Consider the following 25440-nt stretch of genomic DNA (forward strand, 5'->3'; position numbering starts at 1 on the left):
TTTTGCTTCATGGAATGGATTATAAGTTTACTGTCAACGCTGGGAATTTTTGCTGCAGCTCTGTTAATACTGGTATTTTTTCATGAGTTGGGGCACTTTTTAGCGGCGAAACTTTTTTGCATGCGTGTCGAACGGTTTTCTCTTGGCTTTCCACCTCGAATTTGGGGGTTTCAGAAAGGAGAGACCGATTATTGTATTGGTGCTACTCCGTTAGGCGGATACGTTAAAATTTCGGGGATGATCGACGAAAGTATGGACGACGATTATCTTGATGAGGAACCCAAGCCGTGGGAGTATCGGAGTAAACCCGTCTGGCAGCGCATAATTGTTATTACCGCCGGAGTGATCTTTAATATGATTTTAGGCGTGCTTATTTACGCGGGTTTAGCATTTTCTAATGGTGATACGAAAGTTAAGCTGGACAGTGTTGATAGCATCTATGTTACAGAAAACTCAATAGCTGCACAGGCCGGATTTCAAACGGGGGATAAACTTGTGGGGGTGAATGGAGAAGAAGTCCCGTATTTTCAGGATTTATTTGCGCCCAATAAAATGATGGCTTCTTCTCTGAGCTATACGGTTCTTCGCGATGGAAGGCAACAGACGGTTACCGTTGCTGATAGCTTGCTCGATGAAATTGGCCAACAGGGATTAATAACGCTTGTCAACATATTGCCAAGCAAAATAAGCCAAGTGGCTGGCGGAAGTCCCGCAGAAGAGGCTGGGCTACAAGCGGGTGATATGATCACAAAAATAAACGGTCAGTCAGTTTCGCACTGGGCTCATTTGGTAGAGCAAATTTCTACTGCCCAAGATTCAGTTTCATTAGTTATTAATCGTGATGGAGAGCTGTTGGACTTTACCATTCAGCCGGATTCTCAAAACCGATTAGGAATTTATGCCCCCTCAGAAGAAGTATTTGAAGTTGAACAATTTAATTATGGTCTCTTAGCATCGCTGGATGTTGGCGTTGATCGGACGAATGAAACGGTTACGGGTATAATTGGGGGCTTTAGTAAAATGTTTTCCGGTGATATATCGGTTCGTGATAATTTAGGCGGACCTGTAGCCATTGCCAATGTAACCAAAGAAGCTACGGATGCAGGAGGAGCTGTTGGATTTTGGAGAATTACGGCCTTCTTAAGTATTACTTTGGCGATTATGAATATTTTACCAATTCCTGTTTTAGATGGAGGGCATCTTATGTTCTTGATTTATGAGGGGATTACCCGCCGTGAGCCTTCTCCTAAAGTTCGGATGGCACTGCAGCAAATTGGCTTTTTGCTTATCATTGCACTCTTTATTTTTGTTACCTTTAATGACATTCTACGACAGTTCGGCTAATTAAATATATACCTATGTTTGCACGCGACGGATATGCTACAATATTCGTAACTATCATTTTTGCACTTATTGTAAGTGGATTAACAAAATATTTTGTGGGACCCCATTGGTCATCATATGTACTTTATGGTGCCATGGTTTTGCTTGTGGCATTTATACTCTACTTTTTTCGTGATCCTGATAGAGAAATTACAAAGGGCGATAATTACATATTATCTCCGGCTGATGGAAAGGTCGTTCAAATAAAAGAGGTAGAAGAAGAACGATATATAAATGGGCCTGCCACGCAGATAAGTATTTTTCTATCTCCACTAAATGTACACGTAAATCGTATACCTATAAGTGGTACGTTGGAATATCTGGAATATGAACCCGGCATATTCTTGGCGGCCTATGATCATCGGGCCTCAGAGCTCAACGAGCGTGCTGATTTTGGTGTAAAACATCCTTCAGAGACAAAAATATTTTTTAGACAAATCACCGGTCTTTTAGCTCGACGTATTGTATATCATATTGAGAAAGGAGATCAGCTGGAAGCCGGAAAACGGTTTGGGATGATGAAGTTCGGTTCCAGAATGGATATACTTGTTCCGCCAGAAGTTGAAATTAATGTATCCGAAGGGGAAAAAGCTGTGGCTGGAAAAACAATTTTAGCGACTATTAACGCATAAAGATGAAATACCCAATTCAAAAATGGAAGAAGTTTCGCCGCCGTAGAAAACGCAAAAAAAAGAATAGGGATAACCGTCGACAAATTCCACGAACTGTAATCCCCAGCTTTTTTACGCTGATGAATCTCTTTTGTGGATTTCTGGCGATCATTAGTATTGCTGAAGGACGCCTTTTCTTTGGAGCCTGGCTTATCGTTTTTGCGGGATTATTTGATGCGCTGGATGGATTTATGGCACGCCTTTCCAATGCCACCAGTCAATTTGGTATCGAGCTCGATTCTATTAGCGATGTCGTCTCATTTGGTGTAGCCCCGGGTTTTCTGCTGTATTCATTTGGGTTAGAAGAACTTCCTTTTGTTGGGATCATTTTAAGTGCCTTGCCGCCACTTTGTGGAGCTGTTCGTCTTGCCCGCTATAATGTTGATGTGCAGGAAAGCAGGGAGGATTTCTTTAAAGGGCTGCCCATTCCCGGCCAAGCCATTATGATAGCGGCATTTTATTTGACCTTCTATAACCAACTTGAACTCTTCGGAGGTTTCGAATATGGAATCAATACTATATTAATACCCTTAATTGTCTTACTGTCCTTTTTAATGGTAAGCACTATTCCATTCGACAAGATGCCCAGTTTCGATAAGCAATCAATCCGAAGATATAAAGGGAAGCTGTCACTTTTTATCGTGTATGGAATACTGATTCTTTTATTTCAGGAGGTAGGGCTAATGATCGTCTTTTCTGTGTTTATTCTGAAAGGCATTTTCTTTGGAGCGTACTTTTTTTGGAAAGAAGCTTTTGGAGATGACTCTTATTTGGAAGAAGGAGCAAATTAGGATTAAACTAATCATGGTTGATGTTTAATCAACCAAATAAACTTGTTGATTTTCGCCTTGTCGGATACTATCTTCACTCCGTTATGAAAAAATCAGCTCATAAAAATATCAATTGGTGCTGGCCTGTGAAGCAACATACACAGGCAGTGGCATTTTTATAAGCTGAATTGATCCAAAGAATTATTGAGAGCCCACTGCAGGAAACTGGAGTGGGCTTTTTTGTTTTAAAATAGTTATTGAAGATATAATGTCATCCTGAACTTGTTTCAGGATCTTAAACGACGGTAAATGGATTTAGAAGACTTTAAAAAATTAACAAAGAATTATACGGCAGTACCGGTGTATCGTCGGCTCATGGCCGATGTTTTAACTCCGGTTTCATTGTTTCTGTCACTCCGAAAAGAAGCTCGTTATCCTTTTTTGCTGGAATCAGTGGAAGGGGGAGAACAGGTGGCCCGGTATTCTTTTCTGGGTCGTAATCCATATCAAGTGCTACAATATGATGGAGAAGCAGTAACGCTGGAATCAGAAGGAAGGACACAGAATCTTGAAGAATCTTATTTCGATGCACTGAAACGGTTGACGACGCAGCACAGTGAGCCTGAAATTCCCAATTTGCCGCGGTTGACGGGTGGAGCTGTTGGGTTTTCTTCTTATGATACCGTTCGGGAAGTGGAGCAACTGGAGGATGCTCCGGAAGATGATCTTAATATCCCGGAGGCTATTTGGGCGTTTTATGATGAAGTGTATGCCTTTGATCATGTGAAACAGCAGGTAATCATCATCAAAACAGTGTTTACGGATAACAATTCCTCACCTGCAAAGCTTTTTGATGAGGCTCAGCAACGATTGGACGACATGGAAGAGTTGGTATATCGGCCGGAACGATCGACTGATTCATTTTCTATTGAGCCGGATAAGTTGTCCAGCAATATTGACCAGCCTGAGTTTGAGGCAATGGTCCAAAAAGCAAAGGAGTATATTTACGAGGGTGATATTTTCCAGGTGGTCTTATCGCAGCGATTTGAAACAGATTTCAGCGGAGATCGTTTTATGTTATACCGTGCCTTGCGGATGGTTAATCCGTCGCCGTATTTATTTTTTCTTGATTTCGATGATTTTGGGCTCGTTGGTTCGTCTCCGGAAGTGTTGGTACGTGCTCAGGATGAAACGGCACAATTACTACCCATTGCGGGGACTCGTCCCCGTGGGGAAACTCCGGAAGAGGATTTGGAGCTGGAAGAGGATCTTAAAAATGATCCCAAGGAGATTGCTGAGCACGTGATGCTGGTTGATTTGGGTCGTAATGATTTGTCGCGTGTCTGTAAGCCAGCCACAGTTAAGCCTGTTCGCGAGCAGGTGATTGAACGGTATTCGCATGTAATGCACATCGTCTCGGACGTAAAAGGAAAACTGGCTGAGGATAAAACAGCAGTAGATGCACTCAAATATTGTTTTCCGGCAGGAACGGTCAGCGGGGCGCCTAAAATTCGTGCCATGGAAATTATTGATGAGTTGGAACCAACCAAGCGTGGTCCATATGCAGGGGCTGTTGGCTACTTCGATTTTTCTGGCAATATGGATACCTGCATTGTGATTCGCACGATGCTTGTCACGGATTCAAAAGTGTATATTCAGGCTGGGGCCGGCATTGTGGCCGACAGTGATCCAGAAAAAGAATATGTAGAAACACAAAACAAGGCCGGTGCGCTGGTTGAAGCACTTAGCGTAGCGCTGTCGATAACGGATGATAATTGAATACAAAAAATATTGATGTTTTAAGTTCAATCCTCCTGACCTCCTTTTCCAAGGAGAAACTCTAAGGATTAACGTTTTGAAATCCCTTTTGGAGAAGAGGGATTTAGGGAGATTGATTATATAGATAAGAGTAAAGAAAAAAGGCAGTGTCATGCTGAACTTATTTTAGTACATCAAAGAATAAAGTTGATAGATCCTGAAATGAATTCAAGATGACACGGAATCTTAAATTGATTAATAATTGAATTAGAACAACTTGAACCAATGAAAACAATATTATCAGGCATACAATCGTCAGGAAAACTTCATCTGGGTAACTATTTTGGAGCTTTGCGTCAGCATATCCAGATGCAGGAGGAAGGCGACGCTTTTTACTTTATAGCGAACTACCACTCATTAACTTCTATTAACGACGGTGAAGAAATTTACCAGAATACTATTGATGTAGCGCTCGATTACCTGGCACTGGGGTTAGATCCCAATAAAGCCACGTTTTTTGCCCAGAGTGATGTGCCCCAACACGCGGAATTAGCTTGGATTTTAGGCACGTTTTGTCCTGTAAGTTTGATGGAGAAGGGCGTGGCGTATAAGGATAAAGTTGCCCAGGGATTGAATCCCAATATAGGGTTGTTTACTTATCCGATTTTGCAGGCCGCTGATATCCTGATGTATAATGCCGATTTGGTTCCCGTAGGGCAGGATCAGAAACAGAATATTGAAATTTGTCGCGATTTAGCTGGCAAATTTAATCATAATTATGGGGATGAATACCTAAAGTTACCTGAACCACATATTTTGGAATCGGTGGCGGTTGTGCCTGGGGTCGACGGACAGAAGATGAGCAAGTCCTATGGAAATACTATTGGCATTTTTGATGAAGGGAAAGAGTTGAAGAAGAAGGTAATGTCAATCCAGACCGATTCTACACCGTTGGATGAACCTAAAGATCCGGAAAGTTGTAATGTATTTGCATTGATTAAACTTTTTGCGGATGAAGAGAAGAAGAATGAGATCGCCGAGAAGTATCGGGCGGGTGGATACGGTTATGGGCATGCAAAGAATGAGTTATTGGGTATGATTGAAGAGTATTTTGCGGAAGCCAGAGAACGGCGAAAAGAGCTGTCGCAGGACTTGGATACTGTTCGTGACATCCTTAGAGAAGGAGGGAAGAAAGCCCGCGAACGTGCCGAGGAAGTGATGGAGCCGGTACGTGAGGCCACTGGCTTATTTAAAACATATGATTTTACGAGTTAACTATTATAACACAAAGAATCACAGAGTATCTCAAAGATTTACAAGGAGACCCTTTGTGAATCTTCGTGTTTTCTTTGCGTAACTCTGTGCAACAATTGAATTAGCCATGATTTTAATAATCGACAATTACGATTCTTTTACTTATAACTTGGTACATATTGTTGCGGAGTTTACTGATGACTATAAAGTAGTCCGCAATGATGAGCTCACGGTGGATGAGGTGAAGGAATTAGGTCCCGATAAAATACTTATATCGCCAGGTCCAGGCCGTCCCGTTGACGCCGGCATTACTGAGCCGGTCATTAAAGAGTTGGGGGCCTACACACCTATTTTAGGCGTATGCCTTGGTCATCAGGCCATCGGTGAAGTATTTGGTGGAAAAATAATTCATGCCCCAAAATTGATGCATGGAAAAACATCTCTGATTAAACACGATGGGAAATCAGTATTTCAAAACATCCCCGATGATTTTATTGCTACGCGATATCATTCGTTGATTTTGGATCCTGACCACATACCTAATGAATTAGAGGTTTCTGCGCGCAGTGATGACAATGTGATTATGGGATTACGGCATCGTAAATATCCCCTTGAAGGTATTCAATTTCATCCCGAAAGTATTCTCACAAAAGAGGGACCAAATCTTGTAAAAAATTGGCTTGAATTGGAATACAAAATAGCTGAATAGTGTAAAACTGTACTTAAGGTAAAATTTATAAATATTTGTAATGCATAAGGTTATAGAATTTAGTTCAATATTAGATAAGTTAGTTCGTCGGGAAGACCTCAATGGAAATGAGGCGGAAAGTGCACTGCAGAGAATCATTAGTGGAGAAGTGCCCAACGAGCAAGTTGCTGCTTTTCTTACGGCTATGCGAACGAAAGGTGAAACCACAGCAGAACTTACTGCGTTTGTTCGTGTGATGCGTGATGCTGCCGTAAAACCAGAAGTTGATGTGGATGGAGCTGTCGACCTCTGTGGTACCGGGGGAGATAGCTCGGGAACGTTCAATATTTCAACGGCTTCAATGTTTGTGGTAGCCGGTGCAGAGGTGCCCGTTCTTAAGCACGGCAACCGAAGTGTATCCAGTAAGAGTGGTAGTGCTGATGTTCTGGAAGAGTTAGGGGCAGTGATAGATCTAGATAAAAGACAGGTAGAGCGGGTTTTTGAAGAAGCGGGACTTGTTTTCATGTTTGCACCTAATTTTCATCCGGCTATGAAGCACGTAATGCCGGCTCGACGTACGATGGGCATTCGAACCTTTTTTAATATCCTTGGACCGTTGTTAAATCCAGCCGGGGTGAAGCGTCAGATGATTGGTGCTTACAGCAGGGCTGTGGCCAGAGAAATTGCTCATATCCTTGCGAATTTAGATACAGAGTTTGCTTACACGGTAAATGCTCATGATGGGTTGGATGAGGTGAGTCTGGCTGCTCAATCGGAGATATATGAGCTTAATCACAACATGGTGAAGGAATCGACAACTTTCGATCCCAGGTCGTTGGATTTTGAATGGACAGATTTAGAATCACTACAGGGGGGAGATGCTAAATACAATGCGAATATTATTCGTTCTATTCTGGATAATAACTCCACGCAAGCCCAGCGGGATGTCATTTTGTTAAATGCTACGTTCGGTATTCATGCCTCGGGCAAAGTTGACCATTTGACTGAAGCACGCAAGTTGGCGGTAGAAAGCCTGAAATCTGGCAAAGCGAAAGAAGCGCTGAACAAGTATGTTGAAGCTTCAAATGATATTGCAAAATAAGGAAGTACGATGCCAAATATTTTAGATGAAATAGTTGAACAGACAAAAATTGATCTTAAAAAGCGAAAGCGTAAAGTGAGCTTTAAAGATCTGGAAGATATGGAGCTGTTTGAGCAGACTCCACGAGATTTTTCCGAAGCATTGCAGCTTGATAGTGATGTAGCTGTAATAGCAGAAATTAAAAAAGCTTCTCCTTCGAAAGGATTGATTCGTCCTGATTTTGATCCCCGGAAAATAGCAGGGCAATACGAAGAAGGCGGTGCTTCAGCTATTTCGGTATTGACGGATGAGCCGGCATTCAAAGGGAGTCTTGATTATTTAGAAATAGCCTCTAAAGAAGTTTCTATTCCCTTGTTGCGCAAGGATTTTATTGTTGATCCTTACCAGGTAAAAGAGGCTAAGGCATATGGTGCCGATGCGGTGTTGTTGATTGCTACAATTACGGAGGGGAGTCAGCTTAATGAACTATTGCACGCAACAAAGGAGTTTGGTTTGCAGGCGCTTGTGGAATGTTATTCGGAAGAGGATATTGAATACATTACCTTTGAACATATTGATATTCTGGGGGTAAATAATCGGGATTTACGATCATTCGAAGTTGATTTGCACCGTGGTATTGAGTTGTTGCATAAAGCTCCTGAAGATACGGTGCTTGTTTCCGAAAGTGGGCTGAGTAGCTCCGATGATTTGAAGCTGCTTTTTGATGAAGGAATTCATGCAGCCCTGATCGGGGAGCACTTCATGTGCCAGTCTGATCCTGGTAAAGCAGTTAAGAATATGAAAATGGAATTACAGAAATTAATTAAAGAAGAAATAGCTGAATAAATGTTTGCAGATCCGGAAGAACGTACCAAAGTAAAAATTTGTGGAATTACTTCGCTGGAAGATGCCCGATTTGTATCGGGAGCCTTAGCGCATTATATGGGATTTGTCTTTTATGAAGATAGTCCCCGTTATGTAACCCCGGCTAAGGCGGGAGCAATGATTAACTGGCTACATGGACCGGATTGTGTAGGTGTTTTCGTAAATCAGCCTCTTGATGATGTGAATATGATTGCTCGTCAGACGGGCATAGACTTTGTACAGCTGCATGGTGATGAAAATCCTGATTACTGTTCGCTGGTGGAGAAGCCAGTAATTAAAGCTATCCACGTTGAGGAGGAAGACACTGCCTCAGATCTGAACAAGCGAATCGAACCGTTCCTGAATCATGTTGAATACTTGCTTTTTGATACGAAAGTAGATGGGAAATGGGGCGGTACCGGACAATCTTTTGATTGGTCTATGTTAGATAAAGTGGCACAGGGTGTACCATATTTTCTGGCGGGTGGACTAAATGTTGATAATATCCGGCAGGCCTGTAGGCAAGTACATCCGTATGCAGTGGATATTTCCAGTGGGTTGGAGTCATATCCTGGAGTAAAAGATTTCGATAAGGTGGATGCGTTTATGGAAGAGATGCGCGATATCTGGGAAAAGCAAGAGGTTGGTGATTTGTAGTAATGAGTATTTAGTGAGATTAGAAATTTAACACCAAGTGTCATCCTGAACTTGTTTCAGGATCTATTAGACAAAATTTGATTATGAAATACGATTTACCGACAAAGGAAGGATATTACGGCGAATTTGGGGGCAAATTTGTCCCGGAGATTTTAATTCCCGTTTTAGAAGAGCTGGAAGAAGCCTATGAGCAAGCTTGGAATGACGTGAGTTTCCAGAAGGAGTATCGCCAGCTGCTCAATGAATATGTGGGACGTCCTACAAAGCTTACGTACGCTAATCGGCTTACCGATCATTATGGAAAGGCCAAGATTTACCTTAAGCGTGAGGATTTGTGCCATACTGGAGCGCACAAGATAAATAACGCTATTGGACAGATTTTGCTGGCCCAGCGTATGGGTAAGAATCGCATTATTGCAGAGACAGGGGCCGGACAGCATGGGGTAGCCACGGCAACAGCTTGTGCAAAGTTTGGCGTTGATTGTATTGTGTATATGGGCGCTGAAGATATGGAGCGCCAGAAGCTGAACGTTGAACGCATGCGTTTGTTGGGTACGGAAGTACGTCCCGTTACCAGTGGCTCACAAACTTTGAAGGATGCTACCAACGAAGCAATTCGCGATTGGGTGACCAATGTTGAGGATACCTTTTATATTATCGGTTCGGTTGTGGGGCCGCATCCCTATCCCAAGATGGTGCGTAATTTTCATCGTGTGATAGGTGATGAAACACGTAGTCAGTTAGCCGAAGCCGAGGGACGAGAAATTCCCGATTATTTGTTGGCTTGTGTGGGGGGCGGTTCCAACGCCATTGGGATTTTCTATCCTTTTATTGAAGATGAGTCGGTACAAATGTATGGACTCGAAGCCGCTGGATTAGGTGCTAATACTGATCAAACAGCAGCAACGCTTACCATAGGTCAACCCGGTGTGCTGCATGGATCTATGAGCTATTTACTACATAATTCCGAGGGGCAAATCCAGCTGGCACACTCTATCTCTGCCGGACTTGATTATCCGGGCATTGGTCCCGAGCACTCGTATCTTCATAAAACAAAGCGAGTGAACTACAAAGCAATTACCGATGGTCAAGCGATGGAAGGAGTGAAGCTTCTTTCCGAAACCGAAGGCATTATTCCTGCACTCGAAACGGCTCATGCAGTTGCGTATTTAGATGAGCTGATGCCCAAAACATCGAAAGATGAGATTGTTGTGCTTAATTGCTCCGGTCGCGGAGACAAAGATATGACCACTATTTCAAAAAATCTTTAGAACATCGATAACGTGATTATTGTGGATGACTACTGATATAATGTTAAATCTGCGAAAATCAGTAGAATCCATATAATTCGCGTTCTATTAAATCAAGGACTCAATGATTCAGACAGAAAATAGAGTAACGCAACTTTTTGAACGTCATGATGGCTCCGAAAAGATCATGAGCCTGTTTTTAACGGCTGGCTATCCTGATCTTGAAGCAACAGTTGATCTTATTTTAGGCTTCGAAGAAAATGGAGTAGATATGGTCGAGTTGGGGATGCCGTTTAGCGATCCATTGGCGGATGGACCAACCATTCAATACTCCAGCAATGTAGCTATCGAGCAGGGTATTACGATGAAGAAAATCCTGCACATTGTAGAGCAGGTGCGGGAAAAGTCTCAGATTCCCATTATTTTGATGGGCTACATTAACCCGGTGTTGCGGTATGGCGCAAAAGCATTTTGTGAAGATGCAGCTGAAGCCGGAGTTGATGGACTGATTATTCCGGATATCCCCATAGAAGAATCAGGAATTCTGAAAGAAGAAGCGGCTAACAATGGGTTGCCAATTATTTATCTGGTGGCTCCGAATACGTCTGATAAACGAATGCGCAAGATTGATGAGGAATCACAGGGTTTTGTATACTGCGTGTCGGTTACGGGCGTTACAGGTGCTCGTGAAGGAGATGAAGTGGCAAAGTCAGTAGAACGCTTTATTAATCGCGTACAAAAAAATGTGACCCGTAACCCCAAAATGGTTGGGTTTGGCATTAAATCCTATGAAGATGCACAGCGTATAGCAGCAGATATGGATGGCTTTATTGTGGGAAGTGCACTTATTGATACCATCCGAAGTCATTACCCTGAGAAGGGATGGAAAGATGAGGTGTTTGCATTTGTTAGAAGGTTGAAGTATGGTAAAGAGTAATATTTAATATCATTATTGAGGCTATGAAATCAGTATTTAAAATATCTGTATTTATCCTGCTAATAGGCGTTTGGGTTGGTTGTGAGGGCGATTATCGTCAAGAAGCCCGGGGAAGCTTTGGAGAAGTGGTGGTGTTGATGGACTCTACGCAGTTTGAGAGTGAAACAGCGGAAGCTCTTCGGGAAACATTTGGTGGGTGGATTCAAACGATACCCGGAAAACCCCCGCGTTTTGACCTTCGATTCCAGGATTTTACGACTAATGAACAGTTGGAGCATTATAAACGATATCGAAATCTTATTGTCGCTGCTCCAATAAATGACAGTACTAATACAGGGGAACTGGTACGTGCGCTCCTTAATGATGAAATTGAACAGCAAGTTCGGGAGGGTGAAGCGTTTGCCTTTCCGTTGAAGGATCACTGGTACCGCAATCAGTGGGTTATGCTTTTATCGGGACAATCCGATTCCACATTAGCTCAGCAAATACGAAATTCCGAAGAAACGCTGACGGATAATTTAATTAACAAGGAGTTGAACCGCTATACCGAAGAAATCTATGATCGAGGTGAACAGGTGGCCTTGGCGGATAGTATTTGGCAGGAAGAGGGTTGGAAAATTCGTATTCAGCATGACTGGATTAAAAATATTGATACAACGTACTCAGAAAATGGAGAAGAACAGCATTTTATGACGATGCGTCGTCCGCTGCCTGAAAACGACCGTTGGTTTTGGATGTGGTGGAAAAAAGTAGATGATGCAAGCCAGATTGACGAGGATTGGATTAATGCTAAAAGAGATTCGTTAACCAAGCAGTGGATCCGGGGATCGCGCGACAGTTCTTATGTTACTACAGCTCATAATCGTCCCCATGAAACCGAACAGTTTATGTTTAATGATAAGCTTGCTTTTGAAACGTTAGGCATTTGGACGATGACCAATGATGCGATGGCTGGTCCATTTGTAAATTTCACGGTGTATGATGATAAAACGAATCGTCTTTTTATGCTTGAATTTGCTCAGTTCGCACCTAAATATGATAAACGTCGTTTTGTACGACAATTCCGATCGATGCTTCGCACTTTTGAGACTGATTCTACATGGCAGACTCCGGTAGGTGAAATGGCAGCAGAAGAATAATTTGAATAAAGTTTTGTTACAGAAGTTTTTTTGATGAGTGAACAGGATATTGTTGAGTGGAGTAGTATCAAAGAACATATTGCTCAATCTTTTGGTCAAGATACATTGTTTTATGATGAACATGCTGAAGTTCAGCGCGAAGTAGCGGATCGTCTTATTGCTTCGTTACAACCGTGGAGAGATATCATTCCATCAGGTCCTATCGCAGAGTTGGGAGTGGGTACTGGGTTTGTAACTGAGGGCATTGCGGAATTGTATCCGGATAGAAAAATTGAGGCCTATGACTTATCGCTGGAAATGATTGATTTCTGTAAGGATACCTTTTCTGGCAATGAAAACCTATCATTTTCGGTCTCAGATGTCGAGGAGGTGCCCGAATTTGAGGATCCCCATTATGCTATGACGGTGAGTGGATTTGCTGCACATTGGTTTAAAGATCCAGCGCAAACGTTGGCAAAGTGGTTGGAGATTATTAAACCAGGCGGATTGCTGTTGGCCTCTTTCCCTGGAAATGAAAGTTTTCCCCAGTGGAAAAAGCATTGTCAGGAATTAGGGTTGCCATTTACGGGTAACGAGTTGCCTGATGTGGAGGAGATGGTCATTAAAATGTCGGTAGGACCGGCCCAGGTGGATTATTACGAGGATACCATTACCCAGACGTATGAAAGCGCGGACGATTTTTTTGAGGAACTCAAACAATTGGGGATGGGGACCCAGATAAAGGGTCGACACCTAACCTCGGATGAGCGACAACTCTTAGTGGATCACTGGGATAATTCGACGGAAGGTGATATAACCGTTAACTACCATGTCGTGTTTTTAGCGGTAAAACGGGATTTTGACTCCTAATTAATATCCCTCCGGATTTTTCGATTGCCAGTTCCAGGAATCGCGACACATATCTTCGAGATCAAATTCGGCTTTCCAGCCTAATTCGTTTTCAGCTTTCGAAGGATCGGCGAAGTTAATAGCGATATCGCCAGCCCGACGATCTGTGATTTCGTAAGGGATGTCTCTGCCGGATGCCTTTTCAAATGCTTTTACAACATCGAGGACGCTGTAGCCCGTGCCCGTCCCCAGATTATAGGTAACCACACCGGGATTTTCTTCGAGCTTTTTCAATGCACTCAGATGCCCTTTGGCCAAATCCACAACGTGAATATAATCTCTGACTCCGGTTCCGTCTGGGGTGGGATAATCATCCCCGAAAACTGAAAGCTTTTCTAATTTACCTACGGCTACTTGCGTAATGTAGGGCATTAGGTTGTTAGGAATGTCGTTGGGATCTTCGCCAATTTTACCGCTGGGATGGGCTCCTACAGGATTAAAGTAGCGGAGCAGGCTCACATTCCAGGAGTCATCAGCCGTGTTGAGATCGCGCAAAATTTCTTCAATAAACAGTTTGGTACGTCCGTATGGATTGGTGGCAGAAACGGGAAAGTGTTCTTTGACCGGAACCTCATCGGGGTCGCCATATACGGTGGAAGAAGAGCTGAATACGATGTTTTTGACGCCGTGCTTCTGCATTACTTCACAGAGATAAATAGTGCCGGTTATGTTATTGTGATAGTACATCAGAGGCTTTTCAACCGATTCCCCAACGGCTTTATAACCGGCAAAATGGATCACTGAATCAACATCATGTTTGCTAAAAATTTCATCTAACCCATCTTTGTTAATAAGATCTGTCTTATAAAAAGTGAGCGACTTATTTGTTATTTCTTCAACACGATTTAAGGCCTCCTTTTTGCTATTGCTAAGGTTGTCAACAACGATAACCTCTTGGTCATCTTCCAGTAATTCTACAACCGTATGGCTGCCGATAAATCCGGCTCCGCCCGTAACTAAAATGCTCACTATGCTAAATGTTTGATGAAAATTCGTTTATAAGATACAAATGCTGATATTAATTTTGATTATCAGCAAGCTTTGTTAATTCCTCTTTGATGGTTGAGCAAATTCCCTCCATTTTGTCAACGGAGGCTTCCAGCTGACCTTCTTCAGCGTTATTATTCAATAATGTCTTGGCGTGTTCATATTCATCTACTACTTCATCTGCACCCATCATTTGAGCACCAGGCTTAATTTTGTGACCGGCTTTACGGAGTTCTTCCATATTACGACCAAGCAGATGAAGGCGATAATTTTCAATAAATTCATTAAATGAGGTAACCCCGGCTTCGCAAAATTCGATAACGTATTGTGAATCATCGAAAAGCATCTCTGTTATCTTCTTGGGGTTAATAAATTGGTAGTTCATGATATTTGTAAGACTTATATGATTTTTTTACCAGGTTCTGCAAGTATGTTCTGTAGAATTTTATCAAAGGTCATAAAACGAATGGGAATAAACGGAAATATGATGAGATTCTCATATTCTGTTTTTTATTCGTTTTGCGGTTCAGTAACGCCGTGGGGGGTTGGTTTGCCATCAACCATGTGAACAAATACAATTTTATCAATTTTAATAATGGTTTCTTTGGTGAACTTCTGGCGTACTACACAACGAACTGTAATAGAAGTAGTCCCAAATTTGACTGTTTCCATGCCAATTTCAATGATGTCTCCAAGTCCCGCCGAGCTTACAAAGTCGATTTCGGACATATATTTAGTCACAATATTTCCCTTGTCGAGTTGACAGGTGACAAAAATAGCTGATTCTTCATCTACCCAGCTCAGTACGGATCCCCCGAATAGGGTGCCATGGGCGTTGAGATCTTCTGGCTTAATTAATTTTCGGCTAAAAAATTGCATAACAGTACCTGTTGATTTGTAAAAATAGGACGATAACTAAAGTTGATTAAGATAAGGGTATGCAAGCGTTTTATAAATAGTTTTAATAGGAAAAATGATCATTTTCTATCCATTGGATAAGTTCTTGCCAGAGGGTGTTTTTGAACTCTTGTTTTAGAAAATTAAAATGTCCGATATGTTTTTGTCCATAATCTTCAGGGGTGCAAATATGCAAAAGTTGTTGGGTTGCGGGATAGTATTCAAGTAGTTTCTTTACCGCTTTGGGTGGACCAAAATAACGATCATCGCTAAACCCCAATGCAAACAACGGGAAGCTCAGTTTTCTATATCGTTGTCGATCTTTTTTGGCAATAAAATCCCATAAATAATTTTCAGACTTTCCCCATCGTGCCCACTGTTTAGCCACGCCTGCGGGAATATTGGTAGAGGAAAGACCCAGTGCCCGGGCAGGGAAGTCATTGCCCCAATTTGCTATAAGCGGGATTATTTGCCACACGCACCAAACACCGATGTTTTGAGGGAACGCCCAGAGTTTCCAGAAGCCAGATTGAGAGGCTACAAAAATAGCTTTATCAATTTTAGGAGCATGATTTGCTAACCCAAGTAGTTGTCCGCCGCAGCTGTGACCCAGATATATCAGTTCATCCGGATGCCAATGACCTAATGACCATTGCAGGGCGGCATCAATATCAAAGGATCCCCAGTCATCCATTTGAATATCAGAGCCTGAAATGTTTTGGCTTTGAGATTCATAAATGCCGCGATAGTCAAAGGTAAGAACGTTGTAACCACTATTAGCCAGAAAGGTGGCCAGTTTGAAGTAGATGTAACGGGGTACGCCGAGGGCCGAGGCTATGACGATCGTTTTGTCAGCGTTTTTATTTTTGGCAAAAAATATTGTTGCTGACAAGGGAAAGCCATCATTAGCTGTAATAGTGATATGTTGTTCGTTAACCGAGGTAATACCCTGAGCTTCTTTAGTTATACCTAATAAAGCCTGTGTTATTGATCATCAGCTGGCTCCCAAAGCTCAACTTTATTTCCTTCGGGATCGATAATCCAGCCAAAGAGCCCAAATTCGGTATCTTCAATTTCACCGGATATTTGGACGTGCTCTGATTTTAGTTGGTTTATTAACGCCCTTAAATCATCCACAATAAAGTTAAACATGAAATCTTTTTCACTCGGTTCGATATAATCAGTATCGTTGGGAAAGGGGCTCCAAATAGAATATCCTTTTGATGGGCGCTGATTATCATCTTTCCAGTCGAACGTATAGCCGCCGTAACTTTCATCAATGGGCAGGCCAAGATGCTTTTTATACCAGGCCGCAAGTTCTGAGGGGTTCTCTGATTTGAAAAAGATACCGCCGATGCCAATAACTTTTTCCATAGTGATGAGTTACATGATGGTTGGAGTGTGTAGTCTTATTCTATGCTAAAATTTGATGTATCTCAAATAAAAAAGCCGTCCTATGCTGGACGGCTTTGAGGAAAAACGTTAGGATTGCTTAAAAATAATAGGTACCCATAACAGCGGCTCCTGTACCGAATCGGTCATTCCCATTATCGTTAATCAAGAAGTTGAGTTGTACTTCAACACCCAAACTAAAATGTTCACCTAAGAAATATTCACCGCCGCCTGTGGCGCCCAGCAAAAAGTCGGAATCTTCGGCCCCCACTTCAGGAGAAGTGCGTTGAATAATGCCCCGGGCTCCGAGATACGTAGCGAAGTCCGATCCAACATCCTGATAAAACCGGGGTGCAACTCCTAAATTTATAGAGGTAAAATTATTTTGTTGGTGATTAATCCCAAAAACGGGCGCAATAGTGACATTATCATTAAGCCAAATGGGTACTTGCAGATTCGTTTGATTACCCTGTATAGAAGCAGTTAACCCAAATGTACTTTGTGTAGGTCGGTTTTGGGCAAAAGCTGTTGAAGAGATCAAAAAGATGGCAAAACACAGCGAAAATAGTTTGATAACACTTTTCATAATAATGTCTGTTTTAGTTTAAAATGACGTTATCATTATAGCGCTATGTCGATAAATTGTTCCAGCTCAGGAGTTTTGGAGGGCTTGCCTACAGGCTTCTAAGTCTTTTTGTGCGGGCTCATAATCTGGTTTTATTTCCAGGCACTGCTCGTAATAAGAAATCGCTTCTTCGTATTGTTCTAAATGCTTGAGCATAAAGCCAATATTATTGTATGCTTCATAAAAGTCAGGATCGAGCTCGATGGCTTTTTTATAACATCGGCCAGCTTCTATGGTATTATCATTTCTCAAATGATGATTACCGAGATTGAAATATCCAAGCGGGTCATCGGGATTTATTTCAGTGATATGCTCGAAAAGTTCCCGGGCCTTTTCCTGATCGTCGGCCAGTTCATAAATATCGGCCAGATTATTTAACGCTGGTACATAGTCTGGTTTTATATCTAATGCATTTAGATAATAATTAACGGCTTTGTCGATGTTTTTTTGTTCGTAAAAAGTGTTGGCCAAGTTAAAATGGAACTTGAAATTTTTGGGCTCCTCGCTGATAGCTTTTTGATAATATTCCACCGCCTGATTGTATTCTCCCAGCATGTGGTAGCCAATACCCAGCTCATTTAACAAGTCGGGGTTGTCGGGTGATTCGCTAAGTTCTTTTTTTATGTCAGAAATCTGTTCTTCAATTTTTTTCATAGGCGGATAAAGATACAAAATGCAATCCTTGAACTCATCATCAATCAAAGGTAAATGTTACACTTTTCTGCCCAGAAATTGATAGTAGGTCCAGAGTCCAAAGTATGCCGGTTTTGTTTGTGATTTGATGGGACTAAAAGAAGAGCTAAGGTAGGGTAGCGTATCGGCGGAAAACCGGACGTGATTCAGGTGCATCCAGTGCTTAAATCCTGAAAACGGGGTTGCATTAAAGTCAACAACTGCAATAACACCGTCGCCCGTTAGATTATGGGTAAGCTGATCAATAATTGTTTGGGGATGGGGCTCCATCATCGTCAGTGAATAGGAAAGTAAGATAAGGTCATAGTTTTCTCTGACTATATTATCAGGACCATATTTATGTTCTTTCAATGAGATATTATGGATCTCTGATACATTCTTTTGTGCAACAGCAAGCATATTTGGAGATATATCAATCCCAGTAATTTTTGCTGATGAAAATTGTTGGTGCAGATGTCGCAGCATATAACCTGTACCGCAACCAATTTCGAGAATGTTGGAAGGGGCTATCGACTTTGGAATCATATCTACGAGCGAAGCGCGTCCAAATAAAAAGCTCCACCGGGTATTATCGTAGATATGGGCATGCAGTCGATAGTAGTTTTGCATGCGCTCTTGTTGTGAGAGGCTACCTTTGATATTAAAGATGTTCATTCTACAATAGCCAGATGTGTCGATTCGTATGTGCCTACGCGATCTTGTTGATGGAGCTTTTGGGTACGTTTGGTTTTGAAAGAGATTTGGTTCCAAACGAAGTTAGGTAAAAAGTCGAGATTACTACCGGCCGACCGGAATAGAATACGTGCTCCGGACTGGGCATGACTGAGAATTTGCCGCCATTCTTGCGCCAGTTTTTGAGGTTGAACATAAGCCATCCAATCCTGATGATCTAACAGTACAAAGTGAGAGTAATTTGTTGATTTGTGGCGAAGAAACTGTAAAAGCGAAGAGGTATGCGTAGTAATTTTATTAATACTGTTGCTAAGCTGGTTAAAATTTGATTCCCGCAGATAGTTGGGACAACAGTCGGGCGAATAAGACCCTGTTAGATAAATCCGCCAAAAATAGTTATCAGAAATGGGTAGTTGGGTAAATACATGGGTTAATGATTGACGGATAAATTCTTCCATCCCGCGTTGGTATTTTTGCTCGATCATTTTACGCTGCGTTGCCGGTACGCCCAACATCGACATTGAAGTATGTCGGCGGACGAGCCACTTGGAAAAGGGGGTCCATAGCTGAGGTTCGATTTCATCGAAATAATATGATTGCTCATTTAGTGATTGGGATTGCAGTAACTTTTCGATGGATTCGGAGAGTCCTTTCTGCTTTATACGCCAATTAATAAGTTGAGCTACTTTTCCTGCTGTGCCACTGAAATAAAATCCACTATTGTTATGCTGGTGTGCAAATTTATGTATATGGGCATCCCAGTATTTTTGGGCAGCAGGTGGTAAATAAGGTCGAAGGGTTTTAGTGTAGGTTTTCTTAGGATTGTAGGTTTGGCCGTTACCTAAAAAATCCCAAAGCAAAGAATAACTACCGTTTGTATAAAATGCTTTTTTGAGTTCTAAAAGGGCATTTTGGGCGGGGTTGATATCCACGGCGTCAATCTGTTGAACATCATCCAAAAGATAATCCAACGCGTTACAACCGGCCCCGGTGAGCATTAGTACTTTGCTATTAGCATTTAGCTCCAGCAGCTGACGGTCAATACGTGGATCTTCCCAGCTTGTATTATACACCAAGTTATTTTGGGTAATAGCCCTAAAGAGGTGATGCTGTATATTTTTAGAAATTTTTGATAAGAATTCCATAACACGAAAATATCGGCTAAATATGTATACGCTGTGAATTTAACGATTCCTCAACTTGTTATTTTTTGCACTGCGTTTGGAGATAGAATTTGTATCTTTATGTAAACTTCAAACAAGCGATCGTATTATGGCTAAGAACAAAGAATCCCAAAAGCAAAGTGAAGCATCAACAGAAGAGAAAAAGCGTGTTAAAATTAAAGGCTACGAAAAGCTCATAGAACGACTCAAAGAAGAGCGGACTGAGTTCCAGAACGAATTAAATCGAGATTATAAAGAAGCACGTCGTTATGTGAGATCGCATCCCGAAGAAGGTATGCTATTCGCTTTTGTAGGTGGGGTGGCTTTGGGATATGTACTTGGGAAGTTAGGTCGAAAATAGGATTTGTAATAACAATTTTGAACAAAAAATTATAGAGCTGTGGATACGACAACGATTAATACCGATCATATAAATGAATTATTTGAGCGCGTGGATGCGCTCAGGGGGTATCTTTGACTATGAGCAGCGAAAAGTAAATATCATAGAGCTGCAGGAGCAGACCCAGAACCCGAACTTTTGGGACGACCCCGATGAAGCGCGTCGCATTATGAAAAAGTTGGACCATGAAAAGAACATGGTGAAGCGGTGGGATTGGCTTGACGAGCTCCGAGATAGTATCAAGGTATACCAGGAATTTTTAGAAGAAGGTGAAGAAGTCGGTGATGAATTGAAGCAGGAGATTGAGAAGCTTGAGAAGGGCGTAGAAGATCTTGAGCTCAAAAATATGCTGCAGGGTGAAGATGATCATCGCGATGCTATTCTTACCTTTAATCCCGGTGCCGGTGGAACGGAAAGCCAGGATTGGGCCGAAATGTTATATCGGATGTATACCCGTTGGGCAAGTAAACATGATTATGAGGTGTCAGTTATTGAATACCAGGATGGGGATGTTGCAGGCTTAAAAAGTGCAACAATCCAGGTAGAAGGGGAGTATGCGTACGGATATTTGAAAGCCGAAAGTGGAGTGCACCGACTGGTACGTATTTCACCGTTCGATAGTAACTCCCGACGTCATACGTCCTTTTGTTCGATGTTTGTATCGCCTGTGGTAGATGATACCATTGAGGTCGATATTGATGAGAGTAAAGTGGAGCTTCAGCGCTTTCGGGCAAGTGGTGCAGGCGGTCAGCACGTCAATAAAACAGAGACGGCAGTCCGCCTGATCTGGGAAGGTGAGCTTTCTGACGGTACCGAGCAGCGAGTTGTTTCGGAATGTCAGCAGGAACGGTCTCAGAAGCAGAATCGCGATAAGGCGATGACGTTGCTAAAATCAAAGATATATGAGCTTGAAAAGCAGATTAAAGAGCGCAATAAGCAAAAGCTGGAGGATTCCAAGAAAGATATTGAGTGGGGATCTCAAATCCGTTCGTACGTTTTTCATCCATATAATATGGTTAAAGATCATCGGACTGATTATGAAACCTCAAATACCGATGCGGTGATGGATGGTGAGCTCGATGAGTTTATCAATGAGTACCTGCTGTCTATATCAGCAAACAACAATAATAATGACGAAGAATAATGGTTACGGTCGGAGTTACGGGAGGCATTGGTAGCGGGAAATCTACCGTCTGCAGGAGATGGTCTGAGTTAGGTGCTTACGTACTTAATGCAGATGAGCTGGCCAAGCAGGTGATGGTAACCGATCCGGAAGTAAAAAAGGCATTGATTGATACTTTTGGCGAAGCCTCATTCAACGGGGATGGATCTCTCAATACCGAGTACCTTGCCGAACAGGCATTTGAAAAGGGAAGGGTAAAAGCACTAAATGCCATCGTCCACCCTAAAATGCCGGCAGCAGCAGCCCGGGAAATTAAGAAGGCTGCCGAACAAGGATACGATATTTTTGTCTATGAAGCCGCTCTTTTACTGGAAAATCTGGAACCGGGTTCGTTAGACTATATCGTATTGGTTTTGGCTGATGAGGATAAACGAATTAATCGTGTTCAGAAGCGCGATAGTAGTAGTTTTGAGGAGATAAAACAGCGTATTAGTAAGCAGCGCGACTTCGAAAAAGCGACTGAAAAAGTCGACCATGTTATCCGTAACAATGGCACACTTGAGGAACTCAAGAAGAAAGCCGAAATTATATATCAAAGTTTTAAACGGGATGAATAGAAATATTAATTTCACATATCGGATTTTTTACAGAGGGAAGCTATGGTAGATCGCAAAACAAATCGCGTAATTACGCTGGAAGAGTATATTATCCAGGGACAAAATAAATTTCCCGGTGCAACAGGAGAGCTTTCCCAGTTACTTCGGGATATTGGGTTGGCCGCAAAAATTATTTCAAGAGAAGTCAACAAGGCTGGGATAACAAATATATTGGGTGAAGATGGTACTACTAATGTGCATGGTGAATCGGTTAAGAAGCTGGATTTATTTGCCGACAAGCAGCTTATTTCTGCTCTAAGCCGATCAGAGATTACGTGCATGGTTATATCTGAAGAAAATGACGGTATTGTTGAGCTTGATAATGAGGGGGGGAAATATATTGTGTATTTGGACCCACTGGATGGATCTTCAAATATTGATGTTAATGTTTCCATCGGGAGTATTTTTTCTATTTACATGCGTGAAAATCCCGATTCTGAACAGCTTAGTGAAGAGGATGCTCTGCAGGCTGGGACCAAACAGGTTGCTGCCGGATATGTGCTGTATGGATCCAGTACACTGCTGGCTTACACGACGGGTTTAGGTGTATCGGTGTTTACATTGGACCCCAGTATTGGAGAGTTTATACTTTCGGATGATGATGTAAGGATTCCCGATCACGGAACAATATACAGCGTAAATGAGGGAAGTTATCATTCTTGGGAAGAAGGACTTAAACAGTATGTAAAGTATTGCCAGGTTGAAGATCCCGAAACTAACAGGCCATACAAGGCGCGTTATATCGGATCCATGGTGGCTGATGTGCATCGAACATTAATTACTGGTGGCATTTTTATTTATCCCAATAGCAGTCAATACCCTAATGGTAAATTGCGTTTGATGTATGAATGTAATCCGCTAAGTTTCGTGATTGAGCAGGCTGGCGGCATGGCAATTGATGGTAAAGGACGCATCTTAGAGATTACTCCCGAATCCATCCATCAACGTACGCCCATTTTTATTGGGTCAAAAGGAAATGTACTTAAAGTGAAACAGTTTTTAGCTGAACATCGAAACGAAACAGTGAATGCTTAAAAATTGACTTTCATGCCTTCTTGGATATCGTGTGAGATACAAAATCCACCATTGGTTTCGATGACGTATTTTGCGGGTTGTCCGGATTCGAAGTTCTTTTCAGAATAGGGTTGGGCGCTGTGATGTATGCGAACGATTTCGTAGTTGTTGTTAACGAAGATAATATCCAGCGAAAGGGGAGTGTTGGCCATCCAGAAACTACGGGGTTGATTCTCTTCAAAGATGAAAAGCATTCCCTTGTCGGAAGGCATATCTCGAACATCCATTAGGCCTTGGCTACGTTCTTTATCATCATCAGCAATAGCTGCTTCAATGGCGGTCAGGGAATCTCCATCAGCGGTATGAAAAGTAACGGATCGTTCATACGATAATGTGCGTCCATTATTCTGCTGTTGCTTTGATTTCTCTTCTTGCGAACAGTTTATTAATAGAAATGCTGTAAAAAGAACTACGAATAGATTTAAAAATTTAGTCATGATCAAGAAAATTATAAGATAATTTTGTGTTCAAGTATAGCAAAGTTGGATTAACTGTAATAAACAAATTTACTGTTTCTTTTATTACATCGGGATGAGCGTCCAAAAGACTTTGGTAATCAGTTGTTTTTTAGAGGTATTAACGATATCTTCAATTGCTTAAAAGTGAGCGCCGAGAGGTCCTCACTTTTTTTTGTATCAAAAATTTAGAAAAACGTGCCGAACGAAGTAATAAATAAAATTTCTGAGCTCGCAGAGTCAGTATTAACAACAACTGATTTCTTCTTAGTTGATGTTGAGATTAAAGGTGGCGACACACCCGAGATTTGGGTATCTGTCGATGCCGAAGATCGCGGCGTAAATATGGATGAATGTGCCGAAATTAGCAATGAGCTCGGTTTTTTAATGGATGCGCATGATGTGTTTTCAGGTCGTTACCGGATTAATGTTTCATCGCCTGGATTGGATAGACCGTTGGTAGATCGCCGCCAATATCCGAAAAATGTAGGTCGAAAGGCAAAGTTTAAGTTTGAGACTGATGGTGAATATACCACAGTAGAAGGCACTTTGGCAGAGGTTAAAGATGACCATATTATTATTGAAAAAGATGAAGAATCACCTCTGAAAGTGTTATTTAACGACCTCGTCGAGACAAAAATAATTCCTTCATTTAAATAATATTAAGCAGACAGGAGCTAACTGATGTCAAACGATATTTCAAAACAGATTATTCAATCTTTCGCCGAGATTGCTAAAGATAAAGACATTAACAAGGATTTGTTGCTATCGATTCTTGAAGATGTTTTTCGAACCATGATTCGGAAAAAGTATGGTTCTGATGATGCCTTTGAAGTTATTTTGAATGCTGATCGTGGTGAAGTACAGATTCTCCATATTCGGGAGGTTGTACCTGAAGAAGAGCTTACAGATGAAGTACAGGAGATTACGCTCGAAGATGCCCAAGAGCAAGATCCGGATCTGGAACTTTATGATGAGTTTGCGCAAGAGTTGGATATTCGTGATTTCGGCCGACGTGCGGTTATGATGGCGCGTCAGCAGTTGGCTCAGCGTATTCGCGAAATTGAAAAGGATAATGTGTTTGAGGAGTATTCTGATCGAGTGGGCGAAATTGTGTTGGGTGATGTTTATCAAATCCGTAATCACGAGATGCTGGTAAATCACAACGGGGTTGAGCTGATTCTGCCCAAAGATGAACAGATTTATAAAGATCGTTATCGCAAAGGGGATACCATCCGCGCGGTTGTTAAAGAAGTGAAACGTTATCATGGGAATCCATCGGTAATTATTTCGCGTACTTCTCCGTTGTTTTTGGAGCGGTTGTTTGAAAACGAAATCCCCGAAGTGTTTGATGGTATTATTGACTTGGTTCGAATTGCCCGAGAACCTGGTGATCGATCAAAAGTGGCGGTAATTTCGCACGATGAGCGTGTAGATCCTGTTGGGGCATGTGTAGGTATGAAAGGTGTACGTATTCATGCCATTGTGCGGGAGCTGCAAAACGAAAATATTGATGTCATCAATTATACCGATGATAAGCACGAATTTATTAAACGAGCATTACAGCCAGCTAAGGTTCTAAGTGTTGAGCTAAGCGAAGATGGAGGTCATGCAAAAGTACTTGTGCCTGCGGATGAGGTGTCCAAAGCCATTGGTAAAGGGGGCGTAAATATTCGGTTGGCCTCGAAGCTTGCTGACTGTGAGATTGATGTCTATCGCGAAGTTGAAGAAGAGGACGACATTGATCTGGGAGAATTTGAGATTGATTTTGGTCCCGAAGTTATTGAGTTGCTCCACGATATTGGCTGTGATACCGCTCGACAGGTGCTTGATTTGGATGAGGAGGAGATTGTACGACGTACTGATGGTCAAATCACTGAAGATCAAGCAGAACGCATCATCGATATCATTGCTTATGAGTTTGAAGATGAAGAATAACTGAACTTCGATTTCCAAGAATTCT

General features: G+C 41.9%; 29 protein-coding genes. 19 read left to right on the forward strand and 10 right to left on the reverse strand.

What is annotated here, in order from left to right; genetic code table 11:
* The first annotated feature begins 9 nt into the window (after window positions 1-9).
* The 13 genes from rseP (at window position 10) to AAFH98_RS10610 (ending at window position 13301) form a co-directional block, all read left to right on the forward strand.
* On the forward strand, window positions 10-1344 hold the full coding sequence (gene rseP / locus AAFH98_RS10550; protein WP_342522674.1) for an RIP metalloprotease RseP: 1335 nt from the start codon (window positions 10-12) through the stop codon (window positions 1342-1344).
* A 14-nt stretch (window positions 1345-1358) separates the two neighbouring features.
* Window positions 1359-2015: a phosphatidylserine decarboxylase family protein gene (locus tag AAFH98_RS10555; protein ID WP_342522675.1), complete on the forward strand. Its 657-nt coding sequence runs from the start codon at window positions 1359-1361 to the stop codon at window positions 2013-2015.
* A gap of 2 nt (window positions 2016-2017) precedes the next feature.
* Window positions 2018-2845, forward strand: coding sequence for a CDP-diacylglycerol--serine O-phosphatidyltransferase (pssA, locus tag AAFH98_RS10560; protein ID WP_342522676.1), 828 nt, complete (start codon window positions 2018-2020; stop codon window positions 2843-2845).
* A gap of 288 nt (window positions 2846-3133) precedes the next feature.
* Window positions 3134-4603 carry an anthranilate synthase component I gene (trpE, locus tag AAFH98_RS10565; protein WP_342522677.1) on the forward strand — a complete coding sequence of 490 codons (1470 nt, stop codon included), beginning with the start codon at window positions 3134-3136 and terminating at the stop codon, window positions 4601-4603.
* A 264-nt stretch (window positions 4604-4867) separates the two neighbouring features.
* Window positions 4868-5857, forward strand: coding sequence for a tryptophan--tRNA ligase (gene trpS / locus AAFH98_RS10570; RefSeq protein WP_342522678.1), 990 nt, complete (start codon window positions 4868-4870; stop codon window positions 5855-5857).
* A gap of 106 nt (window positions 5858-5963) precedes the next feature.
* A complete protein-coding gene (locus AAFH98_RS10575) occupies window positions 5964-6545 on the forward strand; it encodes an anthranilate synthase component II (protein ID WP_342522679.1) in 582 nt (193 codons plus the stop codon).
* Window positions 6546-6585: 40 nt separating this feature from the next.
* Window positions 6586-7626: an anthranilate phosphoribosyltransferase gene (trpD, locus tag AAFH98_RS10580; protein ID WP_342522680.1), complete on the forward strand. Its 1041-nt coding sequence runs from the start codon at window positions 6586-6588 to the stop codon at window positions 7624-7626.
* A 9-nt stretch (window positions 7627-7635) separates the two neighbouring features.
* On the forward strand, window positions 7636-8451 hold the full coding sequence (gene trpC, locus AAFH98_RS10585; RefSeq protein ID WP_342522681.1) for an indole-3-glycerol phosphate synthase TrpC: 816 nt from the start codon (window positions 7636-7638) through the stop codon (window positions 8449-8451).
* On the forward strand, window positions 8452-9126 hold the full coding sequence (locus AAFH98_RS10590) for a phosphoribosylanthranilate isomerase (protein ID WP_342522682.1): 675 nt from the start codon (window positions 8452-8454) through the stop codon (window positions 9124-9126). It begins immediately after the preceding gene.
* A gap of 83 nt (window positions 9127-9209) precedes the next feature.
* Window positions 9210-10397: a tryptophan synthase subunit beta gene (trpB, locus tag AAFH98_RS10595; protein WP_342522683.1), complete on the forward strand. Its 1188-nt coding sequence runs from the start codon at window positions 9210-9212 to the stop codon at window positions 10395-10397.
* A gap of 103 nt (window positions 10398-10500) precedes the next feature.
* Window positions 10501-11313, forward strand: a complete 813-nt coding sequence (trpA, locus tag AAFH98_RS10600) for a tryptophan synthase subunit alpha (protein WP_342522684.1) — start codon at window positions 10501-10503, stop codon at window positions 11311-11313.
* A gap of 23 nt (window positions 11314-11336) precedes the next feature.
* Window positions 11337-12452 carry a DUF4837 family protein gene (locus AAFH98_RS10605; protein ID WP_342522685.1) on the forward strand — a complete coding sequence of 372 codons (1116 nt, stop codon included), beginning with the start codon at window positions 11337-11339 and terminating at the stop codon, window positions 12450-12452.
* A gap of 33 nt (window positions 12453-12485) precedes the next feature.
* A complete protein-coding gene (locus AAFH98_RS10610; protein WP_342522686.1) occupies window positions 12486-13301 on the forward strand; it encodes a methyltransferase domain-containing protein in 816 nt (271 codons plus the stop codon).
* On the opposite strand, the gene galE is transcribed toward AAFH98_RS10610, so the two are convergent.
* From galE to AAFH98_RS10655, 9 genes are all read right to left on the reverse strand, one after another.
* Window positions 13302-14309: a UDP-glucose 4-epimerase GalE gene (gene galE, locus AAFH98_RS10615; RefSeq protein ID WP_342522687.1), complete on the reverse strand. Its 1008-nt coding sequence runs from the start codon at window positions 14307-14309 to the stop codon at window positions 13302-13304.
* A gap of 49 nt (window positions 14310-14358) precedes the next feature.
* Window positions 14359-14712, reverse strand: a complete 354-nt coding sequence (locus AAFH98_RS10620) for an Hpt domain-containing protein (RefSeq protein WP_342522688.1) — start codon at window positions 14710-14712, stop codon at window positions 14359-14361.
* Window positions 14713-14837: 125 nt separating this feature from the next.
* Complete coding sequence (locus AAFH98_RS10625; RefSeq protein ID WP_342522689.1) at window positions 14838-15206, reverse strand: acyl-CoA thioesterase; 369 nt, start codon at window positions 15204-15206, stop codon at window positions 14838-14840.
* A gap of 82 nt (window positions 15207-15288) precedes the next feature.
* On the reverse strand, window positions 15289-16116 hold the full coding sequence (locus AAFH98_RS10630) for an alpha/beta hydrolase family protein (RefSeq protein ID WP_342522690.1): 828 nt from the start codon (window positions 16114-16116) through the stop codon (window positions 15289-15291).
* Window positions 16117-16208: 92 nt separating this feature from the next.
* On the reverse strand, window positions 16209-16598 hold the full coding sequence (locus AAFH98_RS10635; protein ID WP_342522691.1) for a VOC family protein: 390 nt from the start codon (window positions 16596-16598) through the stop codon (window positions 16209-16211).
* 118 nt (window positions 16599-16716) lie between these two features.
* Window positions 16717-17202, reverse strand: coding sequence for a hypothetical protein (locus AAFH98_RS10640; RefSeq protein ID WP_342522692.1), 486 nt, complete (start codon window positions 17200-17202; stop codon window positions 16717-16719).
* A gap of 66 nt (window positions 17203-17268) precedes the next feature.
* Entirely contained in the window at window positions 17269-17895 is a 627-nt protein-coding gene (locus tag AAFH98_RS10645) for a tetratricopeptide repeat protein (RefSeq protein ID WP_342522693.1), read from the reverse strand.
* Window positions 17896-17952: 57 nt separating this feature from the next.
* Window positions 17953-18588, reverse strand: a complete 636-nt coding sequence (locus AAFH98_RS10650; protein ID WP_342522694.1) for a class I SAM-dependent DNA methyltransferase — start codon at window positions 18586-18588, stop codon at window positions 17953-17955.
* On the reverse strand, window positions 18585-19751 hold the full coding sequence (locus AAFH98_RS10655; protein WP_342522695.1) for a BtaA family protein: 1167 nt from the start codon (window positions 19749-19751) through the stop codon (window positions 18585-18587). The genes AAFH98_RS10650 and AAFH98_RS10655 overlap by 4 nt, the downstream gene beginning before the upstream one ends.
* 127 nt (window positions 19752-19878) lie before the next feature.
* Between AAFH98_RS10655 and AAFH98_RS10660 the strand changes: the two genes are divergently transcribed.
* From AAFH98_RS10660 to fbp, 4 genes are all read left to right on the forward strand, one after another.
* Window positions 19879-20130, forward strand: coding sequence for a hypothetical protein (locus tag AAFH98_RS10660; RefSeq protein ID WP_342522696.1), 252 nt, complete (start codon window positions 19879-19881; stop codon window positions 20128-20130).
* Between the two features lie 54 nt (window positions 20131-20184).
* Window positions 20185-21313, forward strand: a protein-coding gene (gene prfB / locus AAFH98_RS10665; RefSeq protein WP_342523462.1) for a peptide chain release factor 2 whose coding sequence is annotated in 2 segments (ribosomal slippage) — window positions 20185-20244 and window positions 20246-21313 — 1128 coding nt in all. Because the reading frame shifts where the segments join, the coding sequence is not laid out codon by codon here.
* A complete protein-coding gene (gene coaE / locus AAFH98_RS10670) occupies window positions 21313-21909 on the forward strand; it encodes a dephospho-CoA kinase (protein WP_342522697.1) in 597 nt (198 codons plus the stop codon). The genes prfB and coaE overlap by 1 nt, the downstream gene beginning before the upstream one ends.
* 42 nt (window positions 21910-21951) lie before the next feature.
* Window positions 21952-22983, forward strand: a complete 1032-nt coding sequence (fbp, locus tag AAFH98_RS10675; protein ID WP_342522698.1) for a class 1 fructose-bisphosphatase — start codon at window positions 21952-21954, stop codon at window positions 22981-22983.
* Here the strand turns inward: fbp and AAFH98_RS10680 are convergent.
* On the reverse strand, window positions 22980-23459 hold the full coding sequence (locus AAFH98_RS10680) for a DUF192 domain-containing protein (RefSeq protein WP_342522699.1): 480 nt from the start codon (window positions 23457-23459) through the stop codon (window positions 22980-22982). The genes fbp and AAFH98_RS10680 overlap by 4 nt on opposite strands.
* Before the next feature lie 216 nt (window positions 23460-23675).
* Here AAFH98_RS10680 and AAFH98_RS10685 point away from each other — a divergent pair, with 216 nt between their 5' ends.
* Entirely contained in the window at window positions 23676-24137 is a 462-nt protein-coding gene (locus AAFH98_RS10685) for a ribosome maturation factor RimP (RefSeq protein ID WP_342522700.1), read from the forward strand.
* Window positions 24138-24161: 24 nt separating this feature from the next.
* Window positions 24162-25415 carry a transcription termination factor NusA gene (nusA, locus tag AAFH98_RS10690; protein WP_342522701.1) on the forward strand — a complete coding sequence of 418 codons (1254 nt, stop codon included), beginning with the start codon at window positions 24162-24164 and terminating at the stop codon, window positions 25413-25415.
* The last annotated feature ends 25 nt before the right edge of the window (window positions 25416-25440 follow it).

The sequence above is a fragment of the Fodinibius sp. Rm-B-1B1-1 genome (genome assembly GCF_038594945.1).
Taxonomy (GTDB): domain Bacteria; phylum Bacteroidota; class Rhodothermia; order Balneolales; family Balneolaceae; genus Fodinibius; species Fodinibius alkaliphilus.

Excerpts from the sequence above, each read along its gene's own strand:
- AAFH98_RS10590 (WP_342522682.1), top strand. The coding sequence starts at position 8,452 with ATGTTTGCAGATCCGGAAGAACGTACCAAAGTAAAAATTTGTGGAATT.
- nusA (WP_342522701.1), top strand. The coding sequence starts at position 24,162 with ATGTCAAACGATATTTCAAAACAGATTATTCAATCTTTCGCCGAGATT.
- AAFH98_RS10620 (WP_342522688.1), bottom strand. The coding sequence starts at position 14,712 with ATGAACTACCAATTTATTAACCCCAAGAAGATAACAGAGATGCTTTTC.
- AAFH98_RS10605 (WP_342522685.1), top strand. The coding sequence starts at position 11,337 with ATGAAATCAGTATTTAAAATATCTGTATTTATCCTGCTAATAGGCGTT.
- trpE (WP_342522677.1), top strand. The coding sequence starts at position 3,134 with ATGGATTTAGAAGACTTTAAAAAATTAACAAAGAATTATACGGCAGTA.
- AAFH98_RS10680 (WP_342522699.1), bottom strand. The coding sequence starts at position 23,459 with ATGACTAAATTTTTAAATCTATTCGTAGTTCTTTTTACAGCATTTCTA.
- trpD (WP_342522680.1), top strand. The coding sequence starts at position 6,586 with ATGCATAAGGTTATAGAATTTAGTTCAATATTAGATAAGTTAGTTCGT.
- coaE (WP_342522697.1), top strand. The coding sequence starts at position 21,313 with ATGGTTACGGTCGGAGTTACGGGAGGCATTGGTAGCGGGAAATCTACC.
- AAFH98_RS10640 (WP_342522692.1), bottom strand. The coding sequence starts at position 17,202 with ATGAAAAGTGTTATCAAACTATTTTCGCTGTGTTTTGCCATCTTTTTG.
- AAFH98_RS10635 (WP_342522691.1), bottom strand. The coding sequence starts at position 16,598 with ATGGAAAAAGTTATTGGCATCGGCGGTATCTTTTTCAAATCAGAGAAC.
- trpS (WP_342522678.1), top strand. The coding sequence starts at position 4,868 with ATGAAAACAATATTATCAGGCATACAATCGTCAGGAAAACTTCATCTG.
- AAFH98_RS10625 (WP_342522689.1), bottom strand. The coding sequence starts at position 15,206 with ATGCAATTTTTTAGCCGAAAATTAATTAAGCCAGAAGATCTCAACGCC.
- AAFH98_RS10555 (WP_342522675.1), top strand. The coding sequence starts at position 1,359 with ATGTTTGCACGCGACGGATATGCTACAATATTCGTAACTATCATTTTT.
- trpC (WP_342522681.1), top strand. The coding sequence starts at position 7,636 with ATGCCAAATATTTTAGATGAAATAGTTGAACAGACAAAAATTGATCTT.
- AAFH98_RS10650 (WP_342522694.1), bottom strand. The coding sequence starts at position 18,588 with ATGAACATCTTTAATATCAAAGGTAGCCTCTCACAACAAGAGCGCATG.
- pssA (WP_342522676.1), top strand. The coding sequence starts at position 2,018 with ATGAAATACCCAATTCAAAAATGGAAGAAGTTTCGCCGCCGTAGAAAA.
- AAFH98_RS10660 (WP_342522696.1), top strand. The coding sequence starts at position 19,879 with ATGGCTAAGAACAAAGAATCCCAAAAGCAAAGTGAAGCATCAACAGAA.
- trpB (WP_342522683.1), top strand. The coding sequence starts at position 9,210 with ATGAAATACGATTTACCGACAAAGGAAGGATATTACGGCGAATTTGGG.
- rseP (WP_342522674.1), top strand. The coding sequence starts at position 10 with ATGGAATGGATTATAAGTTTACTGTCAACGCTGGGAATTTTTGCTGCA.
- AAFH98_RS10645 (WP_342522693.1), bottom strand. The coding sequence starts at position 17,895 with ATGAAAAAAATTGAAGAACAGATTTCTGACATAAAAAAAGAACTTAGC.
- trpA (WP_342522684.1), top strand. The coding sequence starts at position 10,501 with ATGATTCAGACAGAAAATAGAGTAACGCAACTTTTTGAACGTCATGAT.
- AAFH98_RS10575 (WP_342522679.1), top strand. The coding sequence starts at position 5,964 with ATGATTTTAATAATCGACAATTACGATTCTTTTACTTATAACTTGGTA.
- fbp (WP_342522698.1), top strand. The coding sequence starts at position 21,952 with ATGGTAGATCGCAAAACAAATCGCGTAATTACGCTGGAAGAGTATATT.
- AAFH98_RS10655 (WP_342522695.1), bottom strand. The coding sequence starts at position 19,751 with ATGGAATTCTTATCAAAAATTTCTAAAAATATACAGCATCACCTCTTT.
- AAFH98_RS10610 (WP_342522686.1), top strand. The coding sequence starts at position 12,486 with ATGAGTGAACAGGATATTGTTGAGTGGAGTAGTATCAAAGAACATATT.